The organism is Micromonospora sp. DT31 (genome assembly GCF_049841795.1).
Taxonomy (GTDB): Bacteria; Actinomycetota; Actinomycetes; order Mycobacteriales; family Micromonosporaceae; genus Micromonospora.
The window spans coordinates 171,615-191,823 of record NZ_JBNCKZ010000007.1; the positions used below are offsets into that span (position 1 = coordinate 171,615).

19 protein-coding genes are annotated in these 20,209 nt (G+C 73.0%); 6 read left to right on the top strand and 13 right to left on the bottom strand.

What is annotated here, in order from left to right:
- Positions 1–28: 28 nt before the first annotated feature.
- Entirely contained in the window at positions 29–784 is a 756-nt protein-coding gene (locus ACLQ2X_RS14625; protein ID WP_425681551.1) for a methyltransferase domain-containing protein, read from the bottom strand.
- Between the two features lie 45 nt (positions 785–829).
- On the opposite strand from ACLQ2X_RS14625, the gene ACLQ2X_RS14630 reads away from it, so the two are divergent.
- The 4 genes from ACLQ2X_RS14630 to disA all read left to right on the top strand — a co-directional run bounded on the left by ACLQ2X_RS14630 (position 830) and on the right by disA (position 5,428).
- Positions 830–1,660, top strand: a complete 831-nt coding sequence (locus tag ACLQ2X_RS14630) for a UbiA family prenyltransferase (RefSeq protein WP_425681552.1) — start codon at positions 830–832, stop codon at positions 1,658–1,660.
- A gap of 141 nt (positions 1,661–1,801) precedes the next feature.
- The gene (locus ACLQ2X_RS14635) at positions 1,802–2,578 is read left to right on the top strand and encodes a hypothetical protein (protein ID WP_425681553.1); all 777 of its coding nucleotides are present in this window, start codon (positions 1,802–1,804) and stop codon (positions 2,576–2,578) included.
- 106 nt (positions 2,579–2,684) lie between these two features.
- Entirely contained in the window at positions 2,685–4,133 is a 1,449-nt protein-coding gene (radA, locus tag ACLQ2X_RS14640; protein ID WP_425681554.1) for a DNA repair protein RadA, read from the top strand.
- Between the two features lie 107 nt (positions 4,134–4,240).
- Positions 4,241–5,428, top strand: a complete 1,188-nt coding sequence (disA, locus tag ACLQ2X_RS14645; RefSeq protein ID WP_425681555.1) for a DNA integrity scanning diadenylate cyclase DisA — start codon at positions 4,241–4,243, stop codon at positions 5,426–5,428.
- Positions 5,429–5,436: 8 nt separating this feature from the next.
- Here disA and ACLQ2X_RS14650 read toward each other — a convergent pair whose 3' ends face one another.
- The 3 genes from ACLQ2X_RS14650 to ACLQ2X_RS14660 form a co-directional block, all read right to left on the bottom strand.
- A complete protein-coding gene (locus ACLQ2X_RS14650) occupies positions 5,437–6,225 on the bottom strand; it encodes a hypothetical protein (protein WP_425681556.1) in 789 nt (262 codons plus the stop codon).
- A 114-nt stretch (positions 6,226–6,339) separates the two neighbouring features.
- Positions 6,340–6,858: a peptide deformylase gene (locus ACLQ2X_RS14655; protein ID WP_425681689.1), complete on the bottom strand. Its 519-nt coding sequence runs from the start codon at positions 6,856–6,858 to the stop codon at positions 6,340–6,342.
- A gap of 41 nt (positions 6,859–6,899) precedes the next feature.
- Complete coding sequence (locus ACLQ2X_RS14660; RefSeq protein ID WP_425681557.1) at positions 6,900–7,412, bottom strand: glycine cleavage system protein R; 513 nt, start codon at positions 7,410–7,412, stop codon at positions 6,900–6,902.
- Positions 7,413–7,508: 96 nt separating this feature from the next.
- On the opposite strand from ACLQ2X_RS14660, the gene ACLQ2X_RS14665 reads away from it, so the two are divergent.
- The gene (locus tag ACLQ2X_RS14665) at positions 7,509–8,408 is read left to right on the top strand and encodes an A/G-specific adenine glycosylase (protein WP_425681558.1); all 900 of its coding nucleotides are present in this window, start codon (positions 7,509–7,511) and stop codon (positions 8,406–8,408) included.
- Between the two features lie 88 nt (positions 8,409–8,496).
- Here the strand turns inward: ACLQ2X_RS14665 and ACLQ2X_RS14670 are convergent, their stop codons facing one another.
- The 3 genes from ACLQ2X_RS14670 to lysS all read right to left on the bottom strand — a co-directional run bounded on the left by ACLQ2X_RS14670 (position 8,497) and on the right by lysS (position 13,531).
- A complete protein-coding gene (locus ACLQ2X_RS14670) occupies positions 8,497–11,034 on the bottom strand; it encodes an ATP-dependent Clp protease ATP-binding subunit (RefSeq protein ID WP_425681559.1) in 2,538 nt (845 codons plus the stop codon).
- 517 nt (positions 11,035–11,551) lie between these two features.
- Positions 11,552–11,902, bottom strand: coding sequence for a histone-like nucleoid-structuring protein Lsr2 (locus tag ACLQ2X_RS14675; protein ID WP_425681560.1), 351 nt, complete (start codon positions 11,900–11,902; stop codon positions 11,552–11,554).
- Positions 11,903–12,022: 120 nt separating this feature from the next.
- On the bottom strand, positions 12,023–13,531 hold the full coding sequence (lysS, locus tag ACLQ2X_RS14680; protein WP_425681561.1) for a lysine--tRNA ligase: 1,509 nt from the start codon (positions 13,529–13,531) through the stop codon (positions 12,023–12,025).
- Positions 13,532–13,623: 92 nt separating this feature from the next.
- On the opposite strand from lysS, the gene ACLQ2X_RS14685 reads away from it, so the two are divergent.
- Positions 13,624–14,379 carry a class I SAM-dependent methyltransferase gene (locus ACLQ2X_RS14685; protein WP_425681562.1) on the top strand — a complete coding sequence of 252 codons (756 nt, stop codon included), beginning with the start codon at positions 13,624–13,626 and terminating at the stop codon, positions 14,377–14,379.
- A 52-nt stretch (positions 14,380–14,431) separates the two neighbouring features.
- Here the strand turns inward: ACLQ2X_RS14685 and ACLQ2X_RS14690 are convergent, their stop codons facing one another.
- The 6 genes from ACLQ2X_RS14690 to panC form a co-directional block, all read right to left on the bottom strand.
- Positions 14,432–15,190: a type III pantothenate kinase gene (locus tag ACLQ2X_RS14690; protein WP_425681563.1), complete on the bottom strand. Its 759-nt coding sequence runs from the start codon at positions 15,188–15,190 to the stop codon at positions 14,432–14,434.
- A 17-nt stretch (positions 15,191–15,207) separates the two neighbouring features.
- A complete protein-coding gene (nadC, locus tag ACLQ2X_RS14695; RefSeq protein ID WP_425681564.1) occupies positions 15,208–16,104 on the bottom strand; it encodes a carboxylating nicotinate-nucleotide diphosphorylase in 897 nt (298 codons plus the stop codon).
- Positions 16,101–17,825 (bottom strand): L-aspartate oxidase, encoded by a 1,725-nt coding sequence (locus ACLQ2X_RS14700; RefSeq protein WP_425681565.1) that lies wholly within the window; start codon positions 17,823–17,825, stop codon positions 16,101–16,103. Before ACLQ2X_RS14700 ends, nadC begins: the two co-directional genes overlap by 4 nt.
- Before the next feature lie 62 nt (positions 17,826–17,887).
- A complete protein-coding gene (locus ACLQ2X_RS14705; protein ID WP_425681566.1) occupies positions 17,888–18,784 on the bottom strand; it encodes a septum formation family protein in 897 nt (298 codons plus the stop codon).
- A 121-nt stretch (positions 18,785–18,905) separates the two neighbouring features.
- Positions 18,906–19,334, bottom strand: coding sequence for an aspartate 1-decarboxylase (panD, locus tag ACLQ2X_RS14710; RefSeq protein ID WP_425681567.1), 429 nt, complete (start codon positions 19,332–19,334; stop codon positions 18,906–18,908).
- Between the two features lie 28 nt (positions 19,335–19,362).
- Entirely contained in the window at positions 19,363–20,205 is an 843-nt protein-coding gene (gene panC / locus ACLQ2X_RS14715) for a pantoate--beta-alanine ligase (RefSeq protein ID WP_425681568.1), read from the bottom strand.
- Positions 20,206–20,209: the final 4 nt, after the last annotated feature.

A 20,209-nucleotide genomic window follows, 5' to 3' on the forward strand; every position in this document is an offset into this window, starting at 1 on the left:
CGGCGTCCTTTACCCCCGGTGGCTCCGGCTACCCGCCCCGGCGCCCCCGGCCCTGGTAGAGCACCGCGGTCGACCGGGTCGGCACGATGCGCGGCTCGGTCCTGGCCGGACGGTCGCCGCCGCGCCACCGGCGCAGCAGCCACGCCACCGTGCCACCGATCTCCGGACGGACCCCGCGCAGCCGCAGGGCCACGCCGTGGCGGGCGCACTCGGCCACCAGCGCGCGGGCGTCCACGAACAACCGCGGGTCGTGGATGCCGCGTGGCACCGCGGGCAGCCGCTCGCCCAACTCCACGGCGACCAGCCGGGCCAGCAGCGTGTCGTTGAGGGTGTCGAGCACCAGCAGGCCACCCGGACGCAGCAGCCGACACGCCTCGGCCACCGCCCGCCGCCAGTCCGGCACGTGTTCCAGCACCTCACCTGCGGACACCACAGCGGCGCAGCCCTCGGCCAGCGGGACGGCGGTGGCGTCGCCCTGGAGGACGGTCACGCCGTGCCCGGCGGCCAGGTCCAACGCGGAACGGGTCAGGTCCACCCCGACGTGGCGGTAGCCCTTGCCGGCCAGGTGCGGTGCCAGCAGCCCGGCACCGCAGCCCAGGTCGACGAGCACGTCGTCCGGGGTGGACGCGGGGGGCACCAGCGCCGCCCGGGCGCGGGCCAGCCAGTGCAGCATGGCGAAGGCGCCGTCCGGTCGCCACCACTCGCCGGCCAGGTCGTCGTACTGTCGGGGGTCGTTCGCTGGCAGCACCCGGTGCGGGGTGGACACCCGGGACGCGTCTGCCATGGACCGAGCGTGGCACGACTCCCGGGTAACGACCAGACTTCCCTTATGTCGACACGGGTGTTAGGGCTGGTCAGGGCGAGCCATCCGGAGCCGGCGGCGGCGGTCACCGTGGTCGCCGCGCTGCTCGCCGCCGGTGTCGGGCACTCCGCGGTCGGCGTGGTGGCCGTGGCGCTGACGGTGCTGGCCAGCCAGCTGGCGGTGGGCTGGGGCAACGACCTGATCGACGCCGACCGGGACGCCGCGGTGGGGCGTACCGACAAGCCGGTGACCACCGGCGCGGTCAGCCGGCCGGTGCTGGCCCGGGCCACCGTGGTGGCCGCCGCCGCCACTCCGCCGCTGGCGCTGGCCGGCGGCCCGGCCGCGGCGGCCTGCGCCACGCTGGGCCTGGTCTCCGCGCTGCTCTACAACCGGCCGCTGAAGTCGACCCCGGTCTCGGTGCTGCCCTACGCGGTCTCGTTCGGCGCGCTGCCCGCCTTCGTGGTGCTGGCACTGCCCGGGTCGCCGGTGCCCCCCGCCTGGCTGGTCGCCGCCGCCGCGCTGCTGGGCGCCGGGGCGCACTTCGCCAACGTGCTGCCCGACCTGGCCGACGACGCCCGCACGGGGATACGGGGGTTGCCGCACCGGCTCGGCCCCGGCGGCAGCCGGCTGGCCGCGGCCGGGCTGCTCCTGGCGGCCACCGTGACGCTGGTCCTCGGCCCGCCCGGGCCGCCGTCGTGGGCCGGGCTGTCGGCGGTGGCCGCGGCCGTCGCCGTGCCGACTCTCGGCTGGTACGGCGGACGCACTGCCCCCGGCCGGTCGGCGGCCGCCTTCCGGGCGGTCCTGGTGGTGGCGCTCATCGATGTGGTGCTGCTGGTGGCGAGCGGTCGGGTGATCTGACCAGCACTCTCGAAGGTGGCATTGCCGGGTCCGCGTGCGGGCCTCGATCAGCCCCAACTACCCTGGAGCGCGGTCTGCGCGGGTATGGCCACCCCGTGCCCGGTGGTCGACCGGGCCGGGATCGTGACGAGGAGGACCGACGTGACGCGCTCGATCAGGGGTTCCCGGCGGCCGGCCCTGCTGCTGGCCGGTACAGCGGCGGCTGCGGGCCTGCTGCTGTCCGGGTGCGGCACCGGGCAGATTGCCGAAACCGCCAACAAGATCCCGTCGGTGCAGGGCGTCAACGTCCAGACCTCCGACAACCTCTACAAGGTGCGCGGCCTCTACGTGCAGTTCCCGGGCCCGAAGGGCTACGAGGCGGGGTCGAACGCGCCGCTCAACGTGGTGATCTACAACGACAGCCAGAGCCCGGTGACCGTCACGGTCACCACCGACAGCGCCCGGGAGATCCTGCTCACCGGCTCCGGGGCCGGTTCCAGCGGCGCGCCCACCCCGAGCGGTTCGCCGACCGAGCCGGCCACGGCCTCGCCGACCGCCACCGACCCGAGCGCGTCGCCCAGCCAGTCGCTCGAGGTGACCGGCTCGCCGTCGGCCGGTGGGTCCGCCTCGGCCAGCCCGTCGCCCGCGGAGAGCGAGTCCGCACCGGCCGGCCAGCCGGCCCGCATCGAGATCCCCGCCCTCGGGTACGCCCAGCTCAACGCCGGCAACCCGCGGTTCCTCCAGCTCGTCGGCCTGAACGAGAAGCTGCTCGTCGGCCAGCAGGTCGAGCTGACCTTCGACTTCGGCGGCGGCAAGGTCATCAAGACCCCGGCGCCGATCGGCATTCCGCTGACCGCGGAGCCCACGCCGTCCAAGATCGTGAACCCGCGCGAGCACGCCGGCGAGGACGGCGGCGCCGAGGGCGGCAGCCACGGCTGACCGCCGACCGGTTTTCCGACGACACCGCCGCCGTGGCCAGCGCCACGTCGGCGGTGTCGTCGTCTCCGGGTGGGCTTTCGTCGTACCGGCCGGTTAGCGTCCGGTGGTGACCACACCCCGATCGACCTCCTCCCGTGCGGGCGCCGGCCGGGGCCGCGCGACCGCCCGCGAGCCCCGCCCGGCCTACGAGTGCGACGCCTGCGGTCACCAGCCACCGAAGTGGGTGGGCCGGTGTCCCGAGTGCGGCGAGTGGGGTTCGGTGGTCGAGTGCACCGTCACCGGCCCGTTGGTGTCCGGCCGGGTGGTCAGCTCACGCCTGCCGGCCGAGCCGGCCCGGCCCATCGCCACCATCAGCGCCGCGCCGGCCCGTGCCCGGCCCACCGGCGTCAGCGAGCTCGACCGGGTGCTCGGCGGCGGGCTGGTCCCCGGCGCGGTGGTGCTGCTCGCCGGGGAGCCCGGCGTGGGCAAGTCGACGCTGCTGCTGGACGTGGCCCAGCAGTGGGCTGCCGGCGCCGGCAGCCCTTCCCTCGTGGTCAGCGGCGAGGAGTCGGTCAGCCAGGTGCGGCTGCGCGCCGAGCGGATGGGTGCGCTGCACGACCAGCTCTACCTGGCCGCCGAGAGCGACCTGTCGGCGGTGCTCGGTCACCTCGACGCCGTCAAGCCGGGCCTGCTGGTGCTCGACTCGGTGCAGACCATCTCCACCACCGGCACCGAGGGGGTGCCCGGCGGCGTCACCCAGGTACGCGCGGTCACCGCCGCCCTGGTCGCGGTCGCCAAGGAGCGGGGCGTCGCCACCGTGCTGGTCGGGCACGTCACCAAGGACGGCCAGGTGGCCGGCCCCCGGGTGCTGGAGCACCTGGTCGACGTGGTGCTCCACTTCGAGGGGGACAAACACTCCTCGCTGCGGATGGTGCGGGGCGTGAAGAACCGGTTCGGCGCGGCCGACGAGGTGGGCTGCTTCGAGATGCACGAGGGCGGCATCAGCAGCCTGGCCGATCCGTCCGGCCTCTTCCTGACCCGCTACTCCGAACCGGTGCCCGGCACCTGCGTGACGGTGGCGATGGAGGGGCGCCGGGCACTCGTCACCGAGGTGCAGGCCCTGATCGGCGCGACCGTCGCCGGCTCACCCCGGCGCACCGTCTCCGGCCTCGACAGCGCCCGGCTGGCCATGGTCCTCGCGGTGCTCCAGCGCCGCACCGAGCGGCTCACCCTGCACGACCGGGAGGTCTTCGCCGCCACCGTCGGCGGCATCCGGGTGGTCGAGCCGGCCGCCGACCTGGCCGTGGCGCTCGCGGTGGCCTCCGGCGGGCTCAACCTGGCGCTCAACCCGCACCTGGTGGCGATCGGCGAGGTCGGGCTCACCGGCGAGGTCCGCCGCGTCGGGGCGGTGCCCCGCCGGCTCGCGGAGGCCGCCCGGCTGGGTTTCCGGCTGGCCCTCGTGCCGCCGGGCTGCGGCCCCGGCAGCAGTGGGGTCGCGCCGGACAACATGCGGGTGATCGAAGTCACCGACGTGCGGGCCGCCCTGCAGGCCGCCGCCCGCGCTTCGGCGGAGTGATCCGGGGTACGTGTCCGAGTCTCGTCGGGCCTCACGGAAGCGGGCATCGTGACACATCACAGTAACCACGAGAGCACCCACCGCATGGCAGTCCGTAGACTGTGCGCGTGCCGATCGACCGCGATGCCAGCAAGCCCGCAACGGCGACACCGCATGCCCGCACCGGCGCGGTGGGCGGCAGCCCCACCCGTGCCATCAGCGTGAGCGTCACCGGAAGCGTCGGCGGGGCCAGTGGCGACCCGCTGCGCGCCAACCTCGCCCTCATGGCGCCGGGGACCGCCCTGCGCGACGGCTTGGAGCGCATCCTGCGCGGCCGCACCGGCGCGCTGATCGTGCTCGGCTACGACAAGGTGGTCGAGCAGATCTGCACCGGCGGTTTCCCGATGGACGTGGAGTTCTCCGCCACCCGGGTCCGCGAGCTGTGCAAGATGGACGGCGCTGTCGTGCTGTCCAGCGACGGCACGCGGATCGTACAGGCCGGCGTACACCTGATGCCCGACCCGTCCATTCCCACCGAGGAGTCCGGCACCCGGCACCGCACCGCCGAGCGGGTGGCCCGGCAGACCGGCTACCCGGTCATCTCGGTCAGCCAGTCGATGCGGATCATCAGCCTCTACGTCAACGGTCAGCGGCACGTGCTCGACGACTCGGCGGCGATCCTTTCCCGCGCCAACCAGGCGTTGGCCACGCTGGAGCGCTACAAGCTGCGGCTGGACGAGGTCTCCGGCACGCTCTCCGCGCTGGAGATCGAGGATCTGGTCACCGTCCGCGACGCGGTGGCCGTGGTGCAGCGGCTGGAGATGGTCCGGCGGATCGCCGACGAGATCGCCGGCTACGTGGTGGAGCTGGGTACCGACGGCCGCCTGCTGGCGCTTCAGCTCGACGAGCTGATGGCCGGCGTGGACGCCGACCGCACCCTGGTCATCCGCGACTACCTGCCGGTGGGTCGCAAGTCGCGCACCCTGGACGAGGCGCTCGTCGAGCTCGACCTGCTCAGCGCCACCGAACTGATCGACCTGGTGGCGGTGGCGAAGGCGATCGGCTACCCGTCGGCCTCCGACGCGCTGGACGCGGCGGTCAGCCCTCGCGGGTTCCGCCTGCTGGCCAAGGTGCCGCGGTTGCCGGCCGCCGTGGTCGACCGGCTGGTGGTGCACTTCGGCAGCCTCCAGCGCCTGCTCGGGGCCACCGTGGAAGACCTACAGGCCGTGGAGGGCGTCGGCGACGCCCGGGCCCGGGGTGTCCGGGAAGGCCTGTCGCGGCTCGCCGAGGCGTCCATCCTCGAACGGTACGTCTGACCGCGCGGTCAGCCGGTGATGGTCATCTTCACCGGGGCGCTGATCTTGGTGCCGACCCGGGCGAAGAGCTGGTAGGCGCCGATCGCGGCGTAGTTGCCGTTGGCCAGTCCGCTCGCGCAGCGGTTGTCCGCCCGGCCGTTCCAGGCCACCTCGTAGGAGCGCTCGAAGTTCGGGGTGAACGACTGCACGTCCGAGCCCTTGGCCGTACCGCAGGTGTCCGACGACCAGATCTTCTCCGCGCCCGCCTTGAGGTACAGCTCCTGCAGGTCGGCGCCGACGTCCCGGCTGCACGTCCGGTTCGACACGTTCTTGACCTTGAGGCGCAGCGTGACCACCGCACCCCGCTGGGCGGTGGCCGGCACCGCGACCGGCGTCACCAGCAGCTCGGAGTCGGTGCAGGCGCCGTCGCCGGACACCGGCTGCCCCGACGCGCCACCGTTGCCGGTCCCGCCCCCGTCGGTGGCGCCACCGTTGCCCGGGTCGCCGCCACCGTTCGTGCCGCCACCGGCGTTCGTACCGCCACCGTTGGTGCCACCGCCACCGTTCGCGCCGCCGCCGGCGTCGCCCGGCGTGGGTGACGGGTTGGCGGACTGCGGGGTCAGCACCGAACTCGACGGGCCCGGAACGGCCCCGGCGGAGCCGCTCGGCGACGGGTCGCCCCCCGGGCCGCCGGCGTTGCGCTCCGTCCCCGTGCAGGAATAGAGCAGGACAATCAGGAAGAGCAGGCTTGCCCCGAGCACGACGGCGCGACGCCGCCAGTACACGGCAGGGGGCAGGGGGCCGACCGTCAGACGCATGATGCGCCTACCGTAGCCGGGCCGCGCCCGGGGCAGCGGTCCGACGCGCCGGGAAGCGGCCCGCGGGGCCGGATCGTCCACAGAGGAATGCGACCGGTCACCGGGCCGCCACCGCTAGAGATAGACCTTGCGCTGGTAGATGGCGTGCGCGCCGGCCACCCGGTCGAGGAAGAGCAGCCCCGCGCAGTGGTCGATCTCGTGCTGGAGCGCCCGCGCCTCGAAGCCGTCGGTCACCAGCCGCACCGGCTCACCGCTGCCCGGCAGCGCCGCCTCGACCACCAGGCGACTGGCACGCTTCACGTCACCGGTCAGGTCCGGCACGGACATGCAGCCCTCCCGGCCGGCCTTCCACCGGCTCGCCTCCACCACCCGCGCGTTGCACAACACGAACGTGCCGTGCACGGTGACCGCCTTCGGATGCCCGGTCACATCCACCGCGAACACCTGAGCGGCCACCCCGATCTGCGGGGCCGCCAGACCCACGCAGCCCGGCGACACCCGCATGGTGGCCACCAGGTCCGCGGCCAGCCGCACCACCTCGTCCGAGGTCGGGTCGACCTCCGCACCGGGCCGGCTCAGCACCGGCTCCGGGGCGGCCACCACCGGGCGTACCGCGCCCGGGACACCGAGCATCTCCGGCGTCCAACCGCCCAGGCCGGCGTGCTCCTGCGCCGTCACAGCAGATCCGTGTCCGCCGGCCGGAGGCTGACCCCCACGCCCAACTCCGCCGCGGCGAGGGTGAGCAGCCCGGCCACCTCGTCGGACCTGCCCGGCGGCAACTCGACCTCGGCGACCACCACGTACAGCGAGCCGGTCAGCCGGGTACTCAGGTCGGTCACGTTGCCGCCCGCGTCGGCCAGCACCCGGGTCATCGCCGCCACGATGCCCATCCGGTCGGCGCCGTGCACCGCCAGCACGTACGGTTCCCCGGCCGACGCGTTACCGCCGTCCGGGGTGACCTCGCGTACGGTGGCCAGCAGTTGCCCGTCGGCGGAGAGCGGGGCCAACGCGGCCTCGACCTCGGCGGCGCTCGGGCCCACGCAGATCAGCGTCATCGCGAAGTGCCCGCGTAGCCGGGTCATCGTCGAGTCGGTGAGGTTCGCGCCGAGCCGGGCGAGCACCTCCGCGACGTCGGCCACGATGCCCGACCTGTCCCGGCCGATGACGGTGATCGCGAGTTCGTTCATTCGGACATTCTGCCCCGCCGCCGGAGACCGGCCGCAGCGACCCACCCGGCCCGCCCACCCTGCGGGAAAGACGCCCGTGACATGATCGGCGACGCGATGTCCGAACCCACATTCGCCACCCTGGTCAGCCGGTGGTACGAGCGCAACGCCCGCGACCTGCCCTGGCGCCGCCCAGGCGTCGACGCCTGGGCGATCCTGGTCAGCGAGGTCATGCTCCAGCAGACCCCGGTGGTCCGGGTGGTACCCGCCTTCCAGGCGTGGCTGGCCCGCTGGCCGCAGCCGCGCGCGCTCGCCGAGGACACCCCGGCCGAGGCGATCCGGATGTGGGGACGACTCGGCTACCCCCGCCGGGCGGTACGCCTGCGCGACTGCGCGGTGGCCATCGTGGAGCGGCACGGCGGCACCGTGCCCGACCAACTCGACCACTTGCTGGCCCTGCCCGGCGTCGGCACGTACACAGCCCGCGCGGTCGCCGCGTTCGCGTACGGCCAGCGGCACCCCGTGGTGGACACCAACGTCCGGCGGGTGGTGTGCCGCGCCGTCGCCGGCGAGCCCGACGCCGGGCCGACCACCCGCCCCGCCGACCTGGTCGCCACCGAGCAACTGCTGCCCGTCGAGCCGGCCGCCGCCGCCCTGGCCAGCGCCGCGTTCATGGAGCTCGGCGCCGTCGTGTGCACCGCCCGCAACCCGCGCTGCGCGATCTGTCCGGTCGAGTCGAGCTGCGCCTGGCGTGCCTCCGGCCGAGCCGCCCCGGCCGGGCCGACCCGCCGACCGCAGCGCTACGCCGGCACCGACCGGCAGGTACGCGGACTGCTGCTGGCGGTGCTCCGGGAGGCCACCGGGCCGGTGCCGCACCAGCGGCTGGACCAGGTGTGGCACGACGACGTACAGCGGGCGCGGGCGCTGGCCGGGCTGGTCACCGACGGCCTGGTGGAACCGGTGGGCGTGGAGTCGTTCCGGCTGGCCGGCGACGGCCCACCCGTCCCGCTGCCCTGATGCGCGGGGACACCCGGTCGAGGGTGCGACAAGGCGACGGCCCCGGTGGCTTTCGCCGACCGGGGCCGTCGCCCTCGAACAGTGGAACCTACGCGGCGTCGTCCACCCCGGTGGCGGCGGTGCCGCCGAGGTCGGCGGGGACAGCGTCCGGCACGGCGTCCGGCCGGTCCGCACCGCGGAAGACAAGCTTGGACTTGTCGATGTTCTCCGGGTCTCCCTCGCAGTCCACCACCACGATCTGACCCGGGGTCAGCTCGTTGAACAGGATCCGCTCGGAGAGGTTGTCCTCGATGTCGCGCTGGATCGTGCGGCGCAGCGGCCGCGCGCCCAGCACCGGGTCGAAGCCCTTCTTCGCCAGGTACAACTTGGCGTTGTCGGTCAGCTCCAGACCCATGTCCTTGTTGCGCAGCTGGCCCTCGATCCGCTGGATCATGATGTCCACGATCGAGAGGATCTCGTTCTCCCGCAGCTGGTGGAAGACGATGGTGTCGTCGATCCGGTTGAGGAACTCGGGCCGGAAGTGCTGCTTGAGCTCGTCGTTGACCTTCTGCTTCATCCGGTCGTAGTTCGACTCGGAGTCCTCGGAGGCCTGGAAGCCCAGCGACACCGCCTTGGCCACGTCACGGGTGCCGAGGTTGGTGGTCAGGATGATGACCGTGTTCTTGAAGTCCACGATCCGGCCCTGACCGTCGGTCAGCCGCCCGTCCTCCAGGATCTGCAGGAGCGTGTTGAACACGTCCGGGTGGGCCTTCTCGATCTCGTCGAAGAGGACCACCGAGAACGGCCGGCGACGCACCTTCTCGGTCAGCTGCCCGCCCTCGTCGTAGCCGACGTAGCCGGGAGGGGCACCGACCAGCCGCGACACGGTGTACCGGTCGTGGAACTCGGACATGTCCAGCTGGATCAGCGCGTCCTCGCTGCCGAACAGGAACTCCGCGAGCGCCTTGGACAGCTCGGTCTTACCGACACCCGACGGGCCGGCGAAGATGAACGAGCCGGACGGGCGCTTCGGGTCCTTCAGGCCCGCCCGGGTGCGGCGGATGGCCTTCGAGACCGCCTTGACCGCGTCCTCCTGGCCGATGACGCGCTTGTGCAGCTCGTCCTCCATGCGCAGCAGGCGCGAGGTCTCCTCCTCGGTCAGCTTGTAGACCGGGATGCCGGTCCAGTTGCCGAGCACCTCGGCGATCTGCTCGTCGTCGACCTCGCTGACGACGTCCAGGTCACCGGCCTTCCACTCCTTCTCCCGCTGCGCCTTCTGGCCCAGCAGCTGCTTCTCGGTGTCCCGCAGCTGCGCGGCCCGCTCGAAGTCCTGCGCGTCGATCGCGGACTCCTTGTCGCGACGCACCTGGGCGATGCGCTCGTCGAAGTCGCGCAGGTCCGGCGGCGCGGTCATCCGGCGGATCCGCATCCGCGCACCGGCCTCGTCGATCAGGTCGATCGCCTTGTCCGGGAGGAACCGGTCGGAGATGTACCGGTCGGCGAGCGTCGCCGCCGCGACCAGGGCCGCGTCGGTGATGGAGACCCGGTGGTGCGCCTCGTAACGGTCCCGCAGGCCCTTGAGGATCTCGATGGTGTGGGCCAGCGACGGCTCACCCACCTGGATCGGCTGGAACCGGCGCTCCAGCGCGGCGTCCTTCTCCAGGTGCTTGCGGTACTCGTCGAGCGTGGTGGCGCCGATGGTCTGCAGCTCGCCACGGGCCAGCATCGGCTTGAGGATGCTGGCGGCGTCGATCGCGCCCTCGGCCGCGCCCGCACCCACCAGGGTGTGGATCTCGTCGATGAACAGGATGATGTCGCCGCGGGTGCGGATCTCCTTGAGCACCTTCTTCAGGCGCTCCTCGAAGTCACCGCGGTAGCGGGAACCGGCGACCAGGGCGCCGAGGTCGAGCGTGTAGAGCTGCTTGTCCTTGAGCGTCTCGGGAACCTCGCCCTTGATGATCTTCTGGGAGAGGCCCTCCACCACGGCGGTCTTACCGACGCCGGGCTCACCGATCAGCACGGGGTTGTTCTTGGTGCGGCGGGACAGCACCTGCATGACCCGCTCGATTTCCTTCTCGCGCCCGATGACCGGGTCGAGCTTGCCCTCGCGGGCGGCCTGGGTCAGGTTACGGCCGAACTGGTCCAGCACCAGGCTGGTCGACGGCGCGGCCTCGCCCGGCGCGGCACCGGCGGCGGCCGGCTCCTTGCCCTGGTAGCCCGACAGCAGCTGGATCACCTGCTGGCGGACCCGGTTGAGGTCGGCGCCGAGCTTGACCAGCACCTGCGCCGCGACGCCCTCGCCCTCGCGGATCAGGCCGAGCAGGATGTGCTCGGTGCCGATGTAGTTGTGGCCGAGCTGCAGCGCCTCGCGCAGCGACAGCTCCAGCACCTTCTTGGCCCGCGGCGTGAACGGGATGTGCCCGCTCGGCGCCTGCTGGCCCTGGCCGATGATCTCCTCGACCTGCTGACGGACGCCCTCCAGGGAGATGCCGAGGCTCTCCAGAGCCTTCGCCGCGACACCCTCACCCTCATGGATCAGGCCCAGCAGGATGTGCTCCGTACCGATGTAGTTGTGGTTGAGCATCCGGGCCTCTTCTTGGGCCAGGACGACAACCCGTCGCGCTCGGTCGGTGAACCGCTCGAACATGCCCTCGTGCTCCTCACGTGCCGTGCGCCTTGATGGTCAGATCTCGGCGGGGCCGGTGCGCGGACGTCCGGGACGGGCGTCCGTGCCTCCTTACTCTATCGCCGCGGACCGTCTCCGCTGAGGTCGTGTCTCCCCGCGGATGCCCGTTCCGGCGTCGTTTCTGACAACCGTCCACGCTCAGGAGGTGTTCCAGGCCCCCCGCCTGTACGCGCAGAGCGAAATTCGCCCCGGTGGCAGAGGGGCCGGTCCGGTGGCTCAGAGGCCACTTCCGGCCGTCCACAGCCTGTGGATGGAGCCTCCACCGCCTGTGGACAACCCCGTCCGGTGAGGTTTTCTTCCGCCGCCGTGGCCCGCCGCGCTCCGGCAGGACAGACAAGCGACGTGTTCCGGACAACCGGCCCGACCGGGCCGCAACCGGCGGCCCAGCCCGGGTGGCGACACCGGCCGGAAACGGCGACGCCGGCCCGGAAGTGGCACTTCCGGTCCGGCGTCGTGTTCGCCCGTGACGAGGGGCGGGTCAGTGCCCGGCCTTCGCGTGGAACTCGTCCACGATCTCCTGCGGGATGCGCCCCCGGTCGGAGATGTCCTTGCCGGCCTTCTTGGCCCAGTCCCGGATGGCCTTGTTCTGTTCGCGGTCGGCGGCGGCGCCACCCCGGCCGCGTGCGGCCCGGCCACCCACGACCACGCCTCCCCGGCCGACCTTCGTCCCGTGCGCGATGTACTGAGAGAATACGTCGCGCAATTTCTCTGCGTTGGAGGCGGAGAGGTCGATCTCGTACTGCACGCCGTCGAGCGCGAACTTGACGGTCTCGTCAGCGTCCCCGCCGTCCAGGTCATCGACCAGCTTGTGAATGATCTGCTTGGCCACGTCCCACATTCCTTTCGAGCAGGGTTACGCTCCTGCCAATACTCCAGCAAACGATAACCTGCCCGCCGCTTGCCCCGTCAATAGGACCGGGTAACGAGCCGGGAGAAGTTCGACGCGACCCTACTCCGGCCGGACCAACGGGAACAGGATGGTTTCCCGAATTCCCAGGCCGGTCAGCGCCATCAGCAGCCGGTCGATTCCCATTCCCATACCGCCGGTGGGCGGCATTCCATACTCCATCGCTCGGAGAAAATCCTCGTCCAGGCGCATCGCCTCGTCGTCCCCGCGCGCCCCGAGCTGGGCCTGGGCCACCAGCCGCTCCCGCTGCACGACCGGGTCGACAAGCTCGGAGTACGCGGTACCCAGCTCGAACCCGAGCACGTAGAGGTCCCACTTCTCGGTCAGCCCCGGCTCGCTGCGGTGGGCCCGGGTCAACGGGCTGGTCTCCTCCGGGTAGTCACGCACGAACGTGGGCGCCTGCAGGGACGGCACCACCAGTTCCTCGAACAACTCCTCGGCCAGCTTGCCCGGCCCCCACTTCGGGTCGACGGACAGACCCACCTTGTCCGCGTACTCGACCAGGCGGGCCCTTTCGGTGCCGACGGTGACCTCCTCACCGAGAGCTTCCGAAAGAACACCGAACAGCGTCACCGCCCGCCACTGGCCGCCCAGATCGAACTCGCGACCGTCGGCGTGGGTCACCACCGTCGAGCCGGTGACCGCCACCGCGGCCTGCTGCACCAGATTCCGGGTCAGCTCGGCCATGGTGTTGTAGTCGCCGTACGCCTGGTACGCCTCCAGCATCGCGAACTCCGGCGAGTGCGTGGAGTCCATGCCCTCATTACGGAAGTTGCGGTTGATCTCGAAGACGCGATCGACGCCACCGACCACCGCGCGCTTGAGAAACAGTTCTGGCGCGATTCGCAGATACAGATCCGTACCGAGCGCATTGCTGTGGGTCACGAATGGGCGGGCCGTCGCGCCGCCGTGGAGCAGTTGCAGCATCGGGGTTTCCACCTCGATGAAGTCCTGCGCGTGCAGGGTGTCCCGCAGGCTGCGCACCGTGGCGGCGCGGGTGCGTACCATCTGCCGGGCCTGCGGGCGGACCACCAGGTCCACGTAGCGCTGGCGGACCCGGGACTCCTCACTCAGCGGCTTGTGCGCCACCGGCAGCGGGCGCAGCGCCTTGGCGGTGACCGCCCACTCGTCGGCCAGCACGGACAGCTCACCCCGCCGGCTGGTGATCACCTCGCCGGTCACCCCGACGTGGTCACCGAGGTCGACCAGGCGCTTCCAGTCCGCCAGCCGCTCCGCGCCGACCCGGTCCAGCGAGAGCATCGCCTGGACCTCGGTGCCGTCGCCGTCGCGCAGCGTCGCGAAGCACAGCTTGCCGGTGTTGCGAATGAAGATCACCCGACCGGTGACCGAGGCCCGGTCGCCGGTGGCGGTGTCGGTGGGCAGGTCGGCGTAGCGCTCGCGGAGCTGCGCGAGCGTGGTGGTCCGCGGGAAACCCACCCGGTACGCCTCGACGCCCTCGGCGAGCATCCGGTCCCGCTTCTCCCGGCGGACCTTCATCTGCTCGGGAAGGTCGTCGGCGGGGTCTGTTGGCAGGACGTTCTGCTCGGTCACGGCACGCTTCCTCAGGCCTTGGGAACATCGGCGGGTCAGCACATGAGCGTACTCAAGCGGCGTGCCGACCGTTACGGGATAACCTGCCCGCCATGACCGACCCCACTGCGGCGCTCTCCTTCGGCGCTGCCGCAGCCGAGTACGACCGGTTCCGTCCCCGCTATCCCGAGGCCGCGCTGCGCTGGGCGCTGGACGGCCGGCACGCCGCCCGGGTGGTGGACCTCGGTGCCGGCACCGGCATCCTCACCCGGGGACTGCTGGCGCTCGCCGACGACGGCGGGCCGGTGGCACACGTCGTACCCGTGGAACCGGACCCCGGGATGCGGGCGCACCTGGCGGCGGCCACCCCGGGCACGTCGGCGCTGGCCGGCAGCGCCGAGGCGCTGCCGCTGCCCGACGGGTCGGCGGACGCGGTCCTGGTCGGGCAGGCCTACCACTGGTTCGACCGGGCGTCGGCGCACGCCGAGGTGGCCCGCGTGCTGTGCCCGGGTGGCACGTTCGCGCCGGTCTGGAACGTCCGGGACGAAGGGGTCGGCTGGGTCGCGGAGCTGACCCGGATCGCCCACCTCGGCTACCACGCCGACGACGTGACACAGCGGTACGCGGACTTCGGTGCTGCCTTCACCCCGGTCGAGGTCGGCGAGTTCGCGCACACGACCACGCTCACGCCGGACGAGGTGGTCGGCATGCTGCACACCCGCTCGTACTGGCTGACCGCCGACGCCGACGAGCGGCGACGGGTCGACCGGGAGCTCACGGAGCTGTTCGCCACCCACCCCGACCTGGCCGGCCGGGAGACCGTCGAACTGCCCTACCGCACGCTCGTGCTGCGCGCCCGGTCGCGTTAAGAAGGGGCCCCTCCTCTACCGGAGGCGTTAAAAGGGGGCCCTTCCTTGCACCTCAGAGGTTGCGCTCGTAGACCATCCGCAGCCCGATCAGGGTGATCATCGGCTCGTGGTGGGTGATGGTGCGGCACTCGCCCAGCACCACCGAGGCCAGGCCGCCGGTGGCGATGACCGCCTTCACCTCGCCCATTTCCTCGGACATCCGCTCGACGATCCGGTCCACCTGGCCGGCGAACCCGAAGTAGAGGCCCGCCTGGAGGCACTCCACCGTGTTCTTGCCGATCACCGACCGGGGGCGGGCCGCCTCCACCTTGCGCAACTGCGCCGCGCGGGCCGCGAGCGCGTCGAAGGAGATCTCGATGCCCGGCGCGAACGCGCCGCCGAGGAACTCACCCCGACCGCTGATCACGTCGAAGTTGGTGGTGGTGCCGAAGTCGACCACGATCGACGGCCCGCCGAAGAGCGTGTACGCGGCCAACGTGTTGACCACCCGGTCCGCGCCCACCTCCTTCGGGTTGTCGATGGCGAGCTGCACACCGGTACGCACCCCCGGCTCGACGATCACGCTGGGCAGGTCGGCGTAGTACCTGTCGAGCATGGTGCGCAGGGAGCGCAACGCCGCCGGCACGGTCGAGCAGGCGGCCACCCCGGTGATCTCCACGGCGTCACCGGCCAGCAGGCCACGGAACATCAGACCCAGCTCGTCCGCGGTGGAACGCGCGTCGGTCTTGATCCGCCACGAGTGCACCAGCTTGTCACCGTCGAAGGTCGCCAGCACGGTGTTGGTGTTTCCGATGTCGATGCAGAGCAGCACAGCGGCAGCCTAGACGGTCATCGGGCGCGCAGGTCGAGGGCGATGTCGAGGATCGGCGAGGAGTGGGTCAGCGCGCCCACCGAGAGGTAGTCGACGCCTGTCGCGCCGTACTCGGCGGCCACCTGCAGGGTCAGCCCGCCGGTCGCCTCCAGCTCCGCCCGGTCCCCCACCTCGGCCACCACCTCACGCAGCTGCGCCGGGGTCATGTTGTCCAGCAGCAGGAAGTCGGCGCCGGCCTCGACCGCCTCCACCGCCTCGGCCAACGTGTCCACCTCCACCTGCACCGGCAGCTGCGGGAACGCCTCCCGGACCCGGCGGAACGCCGGCCCGACACCACCCGCGGCCAGCTTGTGGTTGTCCTTGATCATGGCGACGTCGTGCAGGCCCATCCGCTTGTTGGTGCCGCCGCCGGCCCGGACCGCGTACTTCTCCAGCAACCGCAGCCCCGGCGTGGTCTTCCGGGTGTCCAGCACCGTCGCCTTCGTGCCGGCCAACTCGTCGGCCCAGGCCCGGGTGTGCGTCGCCACCCCGGACATCCGCGACAGCAGGTTCAGCGCCGTCCGCTCGGCGGTCAGCAGCAGGCGGGTCGGCCCGGTCACCGTGGCCAGCACGTCACCGCGCGCCACCCGCTGCCCGTCCTGGGCCACCACCGACACCTCGACCGTACGCCCCGCACCGGTCACCTCACCGACCAGCTCGAACACGGCGGCGGCCACCGGCAGCCCGGCGACCACCCCCTCGGCGCGCGCCACCAGGTCGGCCGTGTCCCGCTGCTCCACCGGGATCGTGGCCGCGCTCGTCACGTCGAGGAAGTCCGGCCCCAGGTCCTCGGCGAACGCGTCGACGACCACCCGCCGTACCCGTTCCGGGTCCAGGCCGCCGTCCCGCAGCGCCCGCACCGTCGATTCCCTCATCGCTGTCCTCCCTCGGTCGCTACCGCCGGCTCGTCCGGGGCCCCTTCCCAGCGCTCGGCCAGCCGGCCGTCCGCGTCCAACCCCGCCACCAGGTGGGCCCGCCACCGCCCGTCGGCGGTCGGGAAGTCCTCCCGCCAGTGGCAGCCCCGCGTCTCCTGCCGGGCGTACGCGGCGGCGACGAGCGTCGACGCCACGGTGAGCAGGTTCGTCGCCTCCCAGTCGGCGGTACGCGGCACGCCCCGCCCCGCGCCCAGCTCGGTGAGGGTGGCGGCGGTGGCGGCCATCGTCCGCGCCGAACGCAGCACGCCCGTGCCCCGCGTCATCGCCCGTTGCAGCTGCGAGGTGCCGGCCGCCGGCACCAGCCGACCCGGCCCGCCGACCCAGGCGCCGGTCTCCGCCGGTCGGGCCTGCTCGGGCAGCCCGGCCGCGATGTCCTCGGCGATCCGGCGGGAGAAGACCAGCCCTTCCAACAGGGAGTTGCTGGCCAGCCGGTTCGCGCCGTGCACGCCGGTGCAGGCGGCCTCGCCACAGGCGTACAGGCCGGGGATGGAGGTGCGGCCGCGCAGGTCGGTCCGGACGCCGCCGGAGGCGTAGTGGGCGGCCGGCGCGACCGGGATCAGGTCGGTCGCCGGGTCCACGCCGATGGCCAGGCAGGACGCCACGATGGTGGGGAACCGGCGGGCCAGGAAGTCGCCGCCCAGGTGCCGGGCGTCCAGGAAGACATGGTCGGCGCCGGTGGCGAGGAGCACCCGGTGGATGCCCTTGGCCACCACGTCGCGGGGTGCCAGCTCGGCCAGCTCGTGCTGGCCGACCATGAACCGCTTGCCGTCGCCGTCGACCAGGTGGGCGCCCTCACCCCGCAGCGCTTCCGAGACCAGTGGCTGCTGGGCCAGGCCGGCACCCGGTCCACCGGGCGGCACGATGAGCGCGGTCGGGTGGAACTGGACGAACTCCAGGTCGGTGACGGCCGCCCCGGCGCGCAGCGCCAGCGCCACCCCGTCCCCGGTGGACACCGCCGGGTTGGTGGTGGCCGCGAAGACCTGCCCCATCCCGCCGGTGGCGAGCACCACCGCGCGGCCGAGGATCGCCCCGACGCCGTCCTCGCTGCCCTCACCGAGCACGTGCAGGGTGATCCCGCAGGCCGGGCCGAGCCCGCCCGGCCCGTCCCCCGGCGCGCGCAGCAGGTCCAGCACCAGCGCGTGCTCGACCAACCGGATCCACGGGTCGCGGCGGACCGCGTCGTGCAACGCCCGCTGCACCTCCGCGCCGGTCGCGTCCCCGCCGGCGTGCACGATCCGGTCGGCCCGGTGCCCGCCCTCCCGGGTGAGCATCAGCGAGCCGTCCGGGTGGCGGTCGAACTCCGCCCCGACACGCATCAGCTCACGCAGCCGGGCCGGACCCTCCTGCACCAGCGCGCGGACCGCCGCCGGGTCGCAGAGGCCGACGCCGGCGACCTCCGTGTCGTACGCGTGCGCGGCCGGCGTGTCCGCCGGGTCGAGCACCGCCGCGATGCCGCCCTGCGCCCAGCGCGTCGAGCCCTCGTCCATGTCGACCTTGGTGACCACGGTGACGTGCAGGCCGGCCTCGCGCAGGTGCAGCGCGGCGGTGAGCCCGGCGACACCGGAGCCGACGACGATCACGTCGGTCGTCTCCACCCAGCCGGGCGCGGGCGCGGCCAGCAGCCGGGGCAGCGCGGGCAGGTCGACGGTCGGTAGGTCCATGGGCACAAGTCAACCCGAAGCTTCCTCGGCCCGGGCGCCGGGGGCGGGACGAGTGCTTTCGGCTACCTCGTCCGGAGTGGGAGCCCGGCCGGGCCGGCGCCCTTCAGCGAGGTGGTCACCCGGCGGTCACTGAGCCACAGGTAGCAGCGGACGCCCCGGTCGCCCACCGCCCACCGCCGGGCGCCGGGCGGGCGGACCACCACGTCGCTGCGGTAGCGCAGGCCGGCGTCGGCGGGCACCCCCGTGTAGCGGGCGACCGCACCGAAGCAGCCGGTGTAGAGCGGGGCCCAGTCCGCCGGCTTGCTCGGGTAGGGGCGGTCCGGCGCCGCCCACGCGCCGACGAACTCGGCGTCGTGCGCCACCGCGCAGTCGGCAGGCGTGAGCGTCTGCACGCGGCGCGCGTCCCGGCCGGTGCGCTGGCAGCCCAGCCGCAGCCGGGACGGCGGTTTGAGGGCGCCACGCAGGCTGCCGGTGCGGGTGACCACCGTGGCCGCCGGCTCCACCGTGGTCAGCTCGGTCAGGTCGCAGCGGAACCAACGGGCGCCGGCCGCCCAGCCCGCACCCGTCGGCATCGCCACGGACAGCCGCAGTCGCCCGGCCCGCCAGTCGTCGCCGACGTAGCCGCCGGTCCGCGTGTCGCACTCGGCGAAGGCGGCCCGCATCTGCGGCGAGTCGAGCGTCGGTGGATCGGGCCGCTCGACGGTGAACGTCCCCACGTGCGTCGTCTCCACCCGGTGCGGCACGTCGCAGCCGACCGGCGCGTACGCGGCCAGGCCGACGGTCGGGGTGAAGTCGGCGACCTGGCAGACACCGGCCGCCGGGGTGAACGGGCCGGGCCGGCCCATCGGGGCCCAGTCGTCGGTGAGGTCGCCGTCCGACCCGCCGGTGCCGGCGCACCCGGTCAGGGTCGCGGCGACCGCGAGCATCGTGGCGACCGCCAACCTCAGCGCTCGGCGCATCGCGGCCTCCCCCAGCCGACGACCGTCGATCCCCGACGGCCCGCCCAGGGTAGCCGAGAATGACCTTCCGGTGACAGAGCGCTGCCCCGGCCCACCACCCCGCGATCGCCGCAGGGGTGGGTCAGGCGGGGGCGGCGGCCAGGGGGTTGGGGGTGGGGTCGCCGGCGGTGCCGGGGGCGGCGGTGGTGGGGTCCGCCGTCAGGTCGACGACCCTGTTGTCGGCGTCGACGTGCACCACCCGCGGACGGTAGGCGCGCGCCTCGACGTCGTCCATCTGCCCGTACGAGATGAGGATGACCAGGTCACCGGGGTGCACGAGGTGCGCGGCGGCGCCGTTGATGCCGATCACGCCACTGCCCCGCCGGCCCGGGATCACGTACGTCTCCAGGCGCGCGCCGTTGGTGATGTCCACGATCGCGACCTGCTCGCCTGGGATCAGGTCCGCCGCGTCGAGCAGGTCCTCGTCCACCGTCACCGAACCGACGTAGTGCAGGTCGGCCTGCGTCACCGTGGCCCGGTGGATCTTCGACTTGAGCATGGTCCGCAGCATCGGGATGCCTCTTCGCTTCGTGGTGGGGTCAGGAACGCGGCGCGAGGTCGATCGCCGCGTTGTCGATCAGGCGGGTGGCGCCGACCCAGGCCGCGATCAGCAGCCGGGCCGGGCCGGCCACCGGGCCGGGCTCCAGGTCGACGTCGGTGAGCACCAGGTAGTCGAGGCGGACGGCCGACGCGTCGAGGGCCAGGTGCGCGGCGGTCAGCACCGCCCCGCCGTCCTCGCCCCGCTCGGCCGCGGCCGCGCCGGCACGCAACGCGGCGGACAGGCTCAACGCGGCCCGCCGCTCGTCGGCGGACAGGTAGCGGTTGCGGCTGGACAACGCCAGGCCGTCCGGTTCCCGCACGGTCGGCACGCCGACGATCTCGGTCGGCACGTCCAGGTCGCGGACCATCCGGCGGACCAGGATGAGCTGCTGGTAGTCCTTCTCGCCGAAGAACGCCAGGCCGGGCCGGGTGAGCTGGAGCAGCTTCAGGACCACGGTGAGCACGCCGTGGAAGAACCCGGGACGGCTCAGTCCCTCCAGGTCCGCGCCGAGCGGCCCCGGGTCCAGCCGCACCGACGGCTGGCCCCCCGGGTAGACCTCCGCCACCGGGGGCGCGAACACCAGGTCCGCGCCGGCGCGGCGGCAGACCTCCAGGTCGCTGTCGAGCGTGCGCGGATAGCGGTCGAAGTCCTCGTTCGGGCCGAACTGCAACGGGTTCACGAAGATCGTGACGATGACGTGGTCGGCCCGCTCGCGGGCCGCCCGCAGCAGCGTCTCGTGACCGGCGTGCAGCGCGCCCATGGTCATCACCACGGCGACCGTGCCGGTCAGCGCGTTCCGGGCCGCCGCCAACTCCTTACGCGTGTGCGCCACGTCCACCATCAGC

Coding starts and splice junctions, on each gene's coding strand:
- ACLQ2X_RS14625 (WP_425681551.1), bottom strand. CDS start 784: ATGGCAGACGCGTCCCGGGTGTCCACCCCGCACCGGGTGCTGCCAGCG.
- ACLQ2X_RS14630 (WP_425681552.1), top strand. CDS start 830: ATGTCGACACGGGTGTTAGGGCTGGTCAGGGCGAGCCATCCGGAGCCG.
- ACLQ2X_RS14650 (WP_425681556.1), bottom strand. CDS start 6,225: ATGCGTCTGACGGTCGGCCCCCTGCCCCCTGCCGTGTACTGGCGGCGT.
- ACLQ2X_RS14655 (WP_425681689.1), bottom strand. CDS start 6,858: ATGCTCGGTGTCCCGGGCGCGGTACGCCCGGTGGTGGCCGCCCCGGAG.
- ACLQ2X_RS14660 (WP_425681557.1), bottom strand. CDS start 7,412: ATGAACGAACTCGCGATCACCGTCATCGGCCGGGACAGGTCGGGCATC.
- ACLQ2X_RS14665 (WP_425681558.1), top strand. CDS start 7,509: ATGTCCGAACCCACATTCGCCACCCTGGTCAGCCGGTGGTACGAGCGC.
- ACLQ2X_RS14670 (WP_425681559.1), bottom strand. CDS start 11,034: ATGTTCGAGCGGTTCACCGACCGAGCGCGACGGGTTGTCGTCCTGGCC.
- ACLQ2X_RS14685 (WP_425681562.1), top strand. CDS start 13,624: ATGACCGACCCCACTGCGGCGCTCTCCTTCGGCGCTGCCGCAGCCGAG.
- nadC (WP_425681564.1), bottom strand. CDS start 16,104: ATGAGGGAATCGACGGTGCGGGCGCTGCGGGACGGCGGCCTGGACCCG.
- ACLQ2X_RS14700 (WP_425681565.1), bottom strand. CDS start 17,825: ATGGACCTACCGACCGTCGACCTGCCCGCGCTGCCCCGGCTGCTGGCC.
- ACLQ2X_RS14705 (WP_425681566.1), bottom strand. CDS start 18,784: ATGCGCCGAGCGCTGAGGTTGGCGGTCGCCACGATGCTCGCGGTCGCC.
- panD (WP_425681567.1), bottom strand. CDS start 19,334: ATGCTGCGGACCATGCTCAAGTCGAAGATCCACCGGGCCACGGTGACG.
- panC (WP_425681568.1), bottom strand. CDS start 20,205: ATGGTGGACGTGGCGCACACGCGTAAGGAGTTGGCGGCGGCCCGGAAC.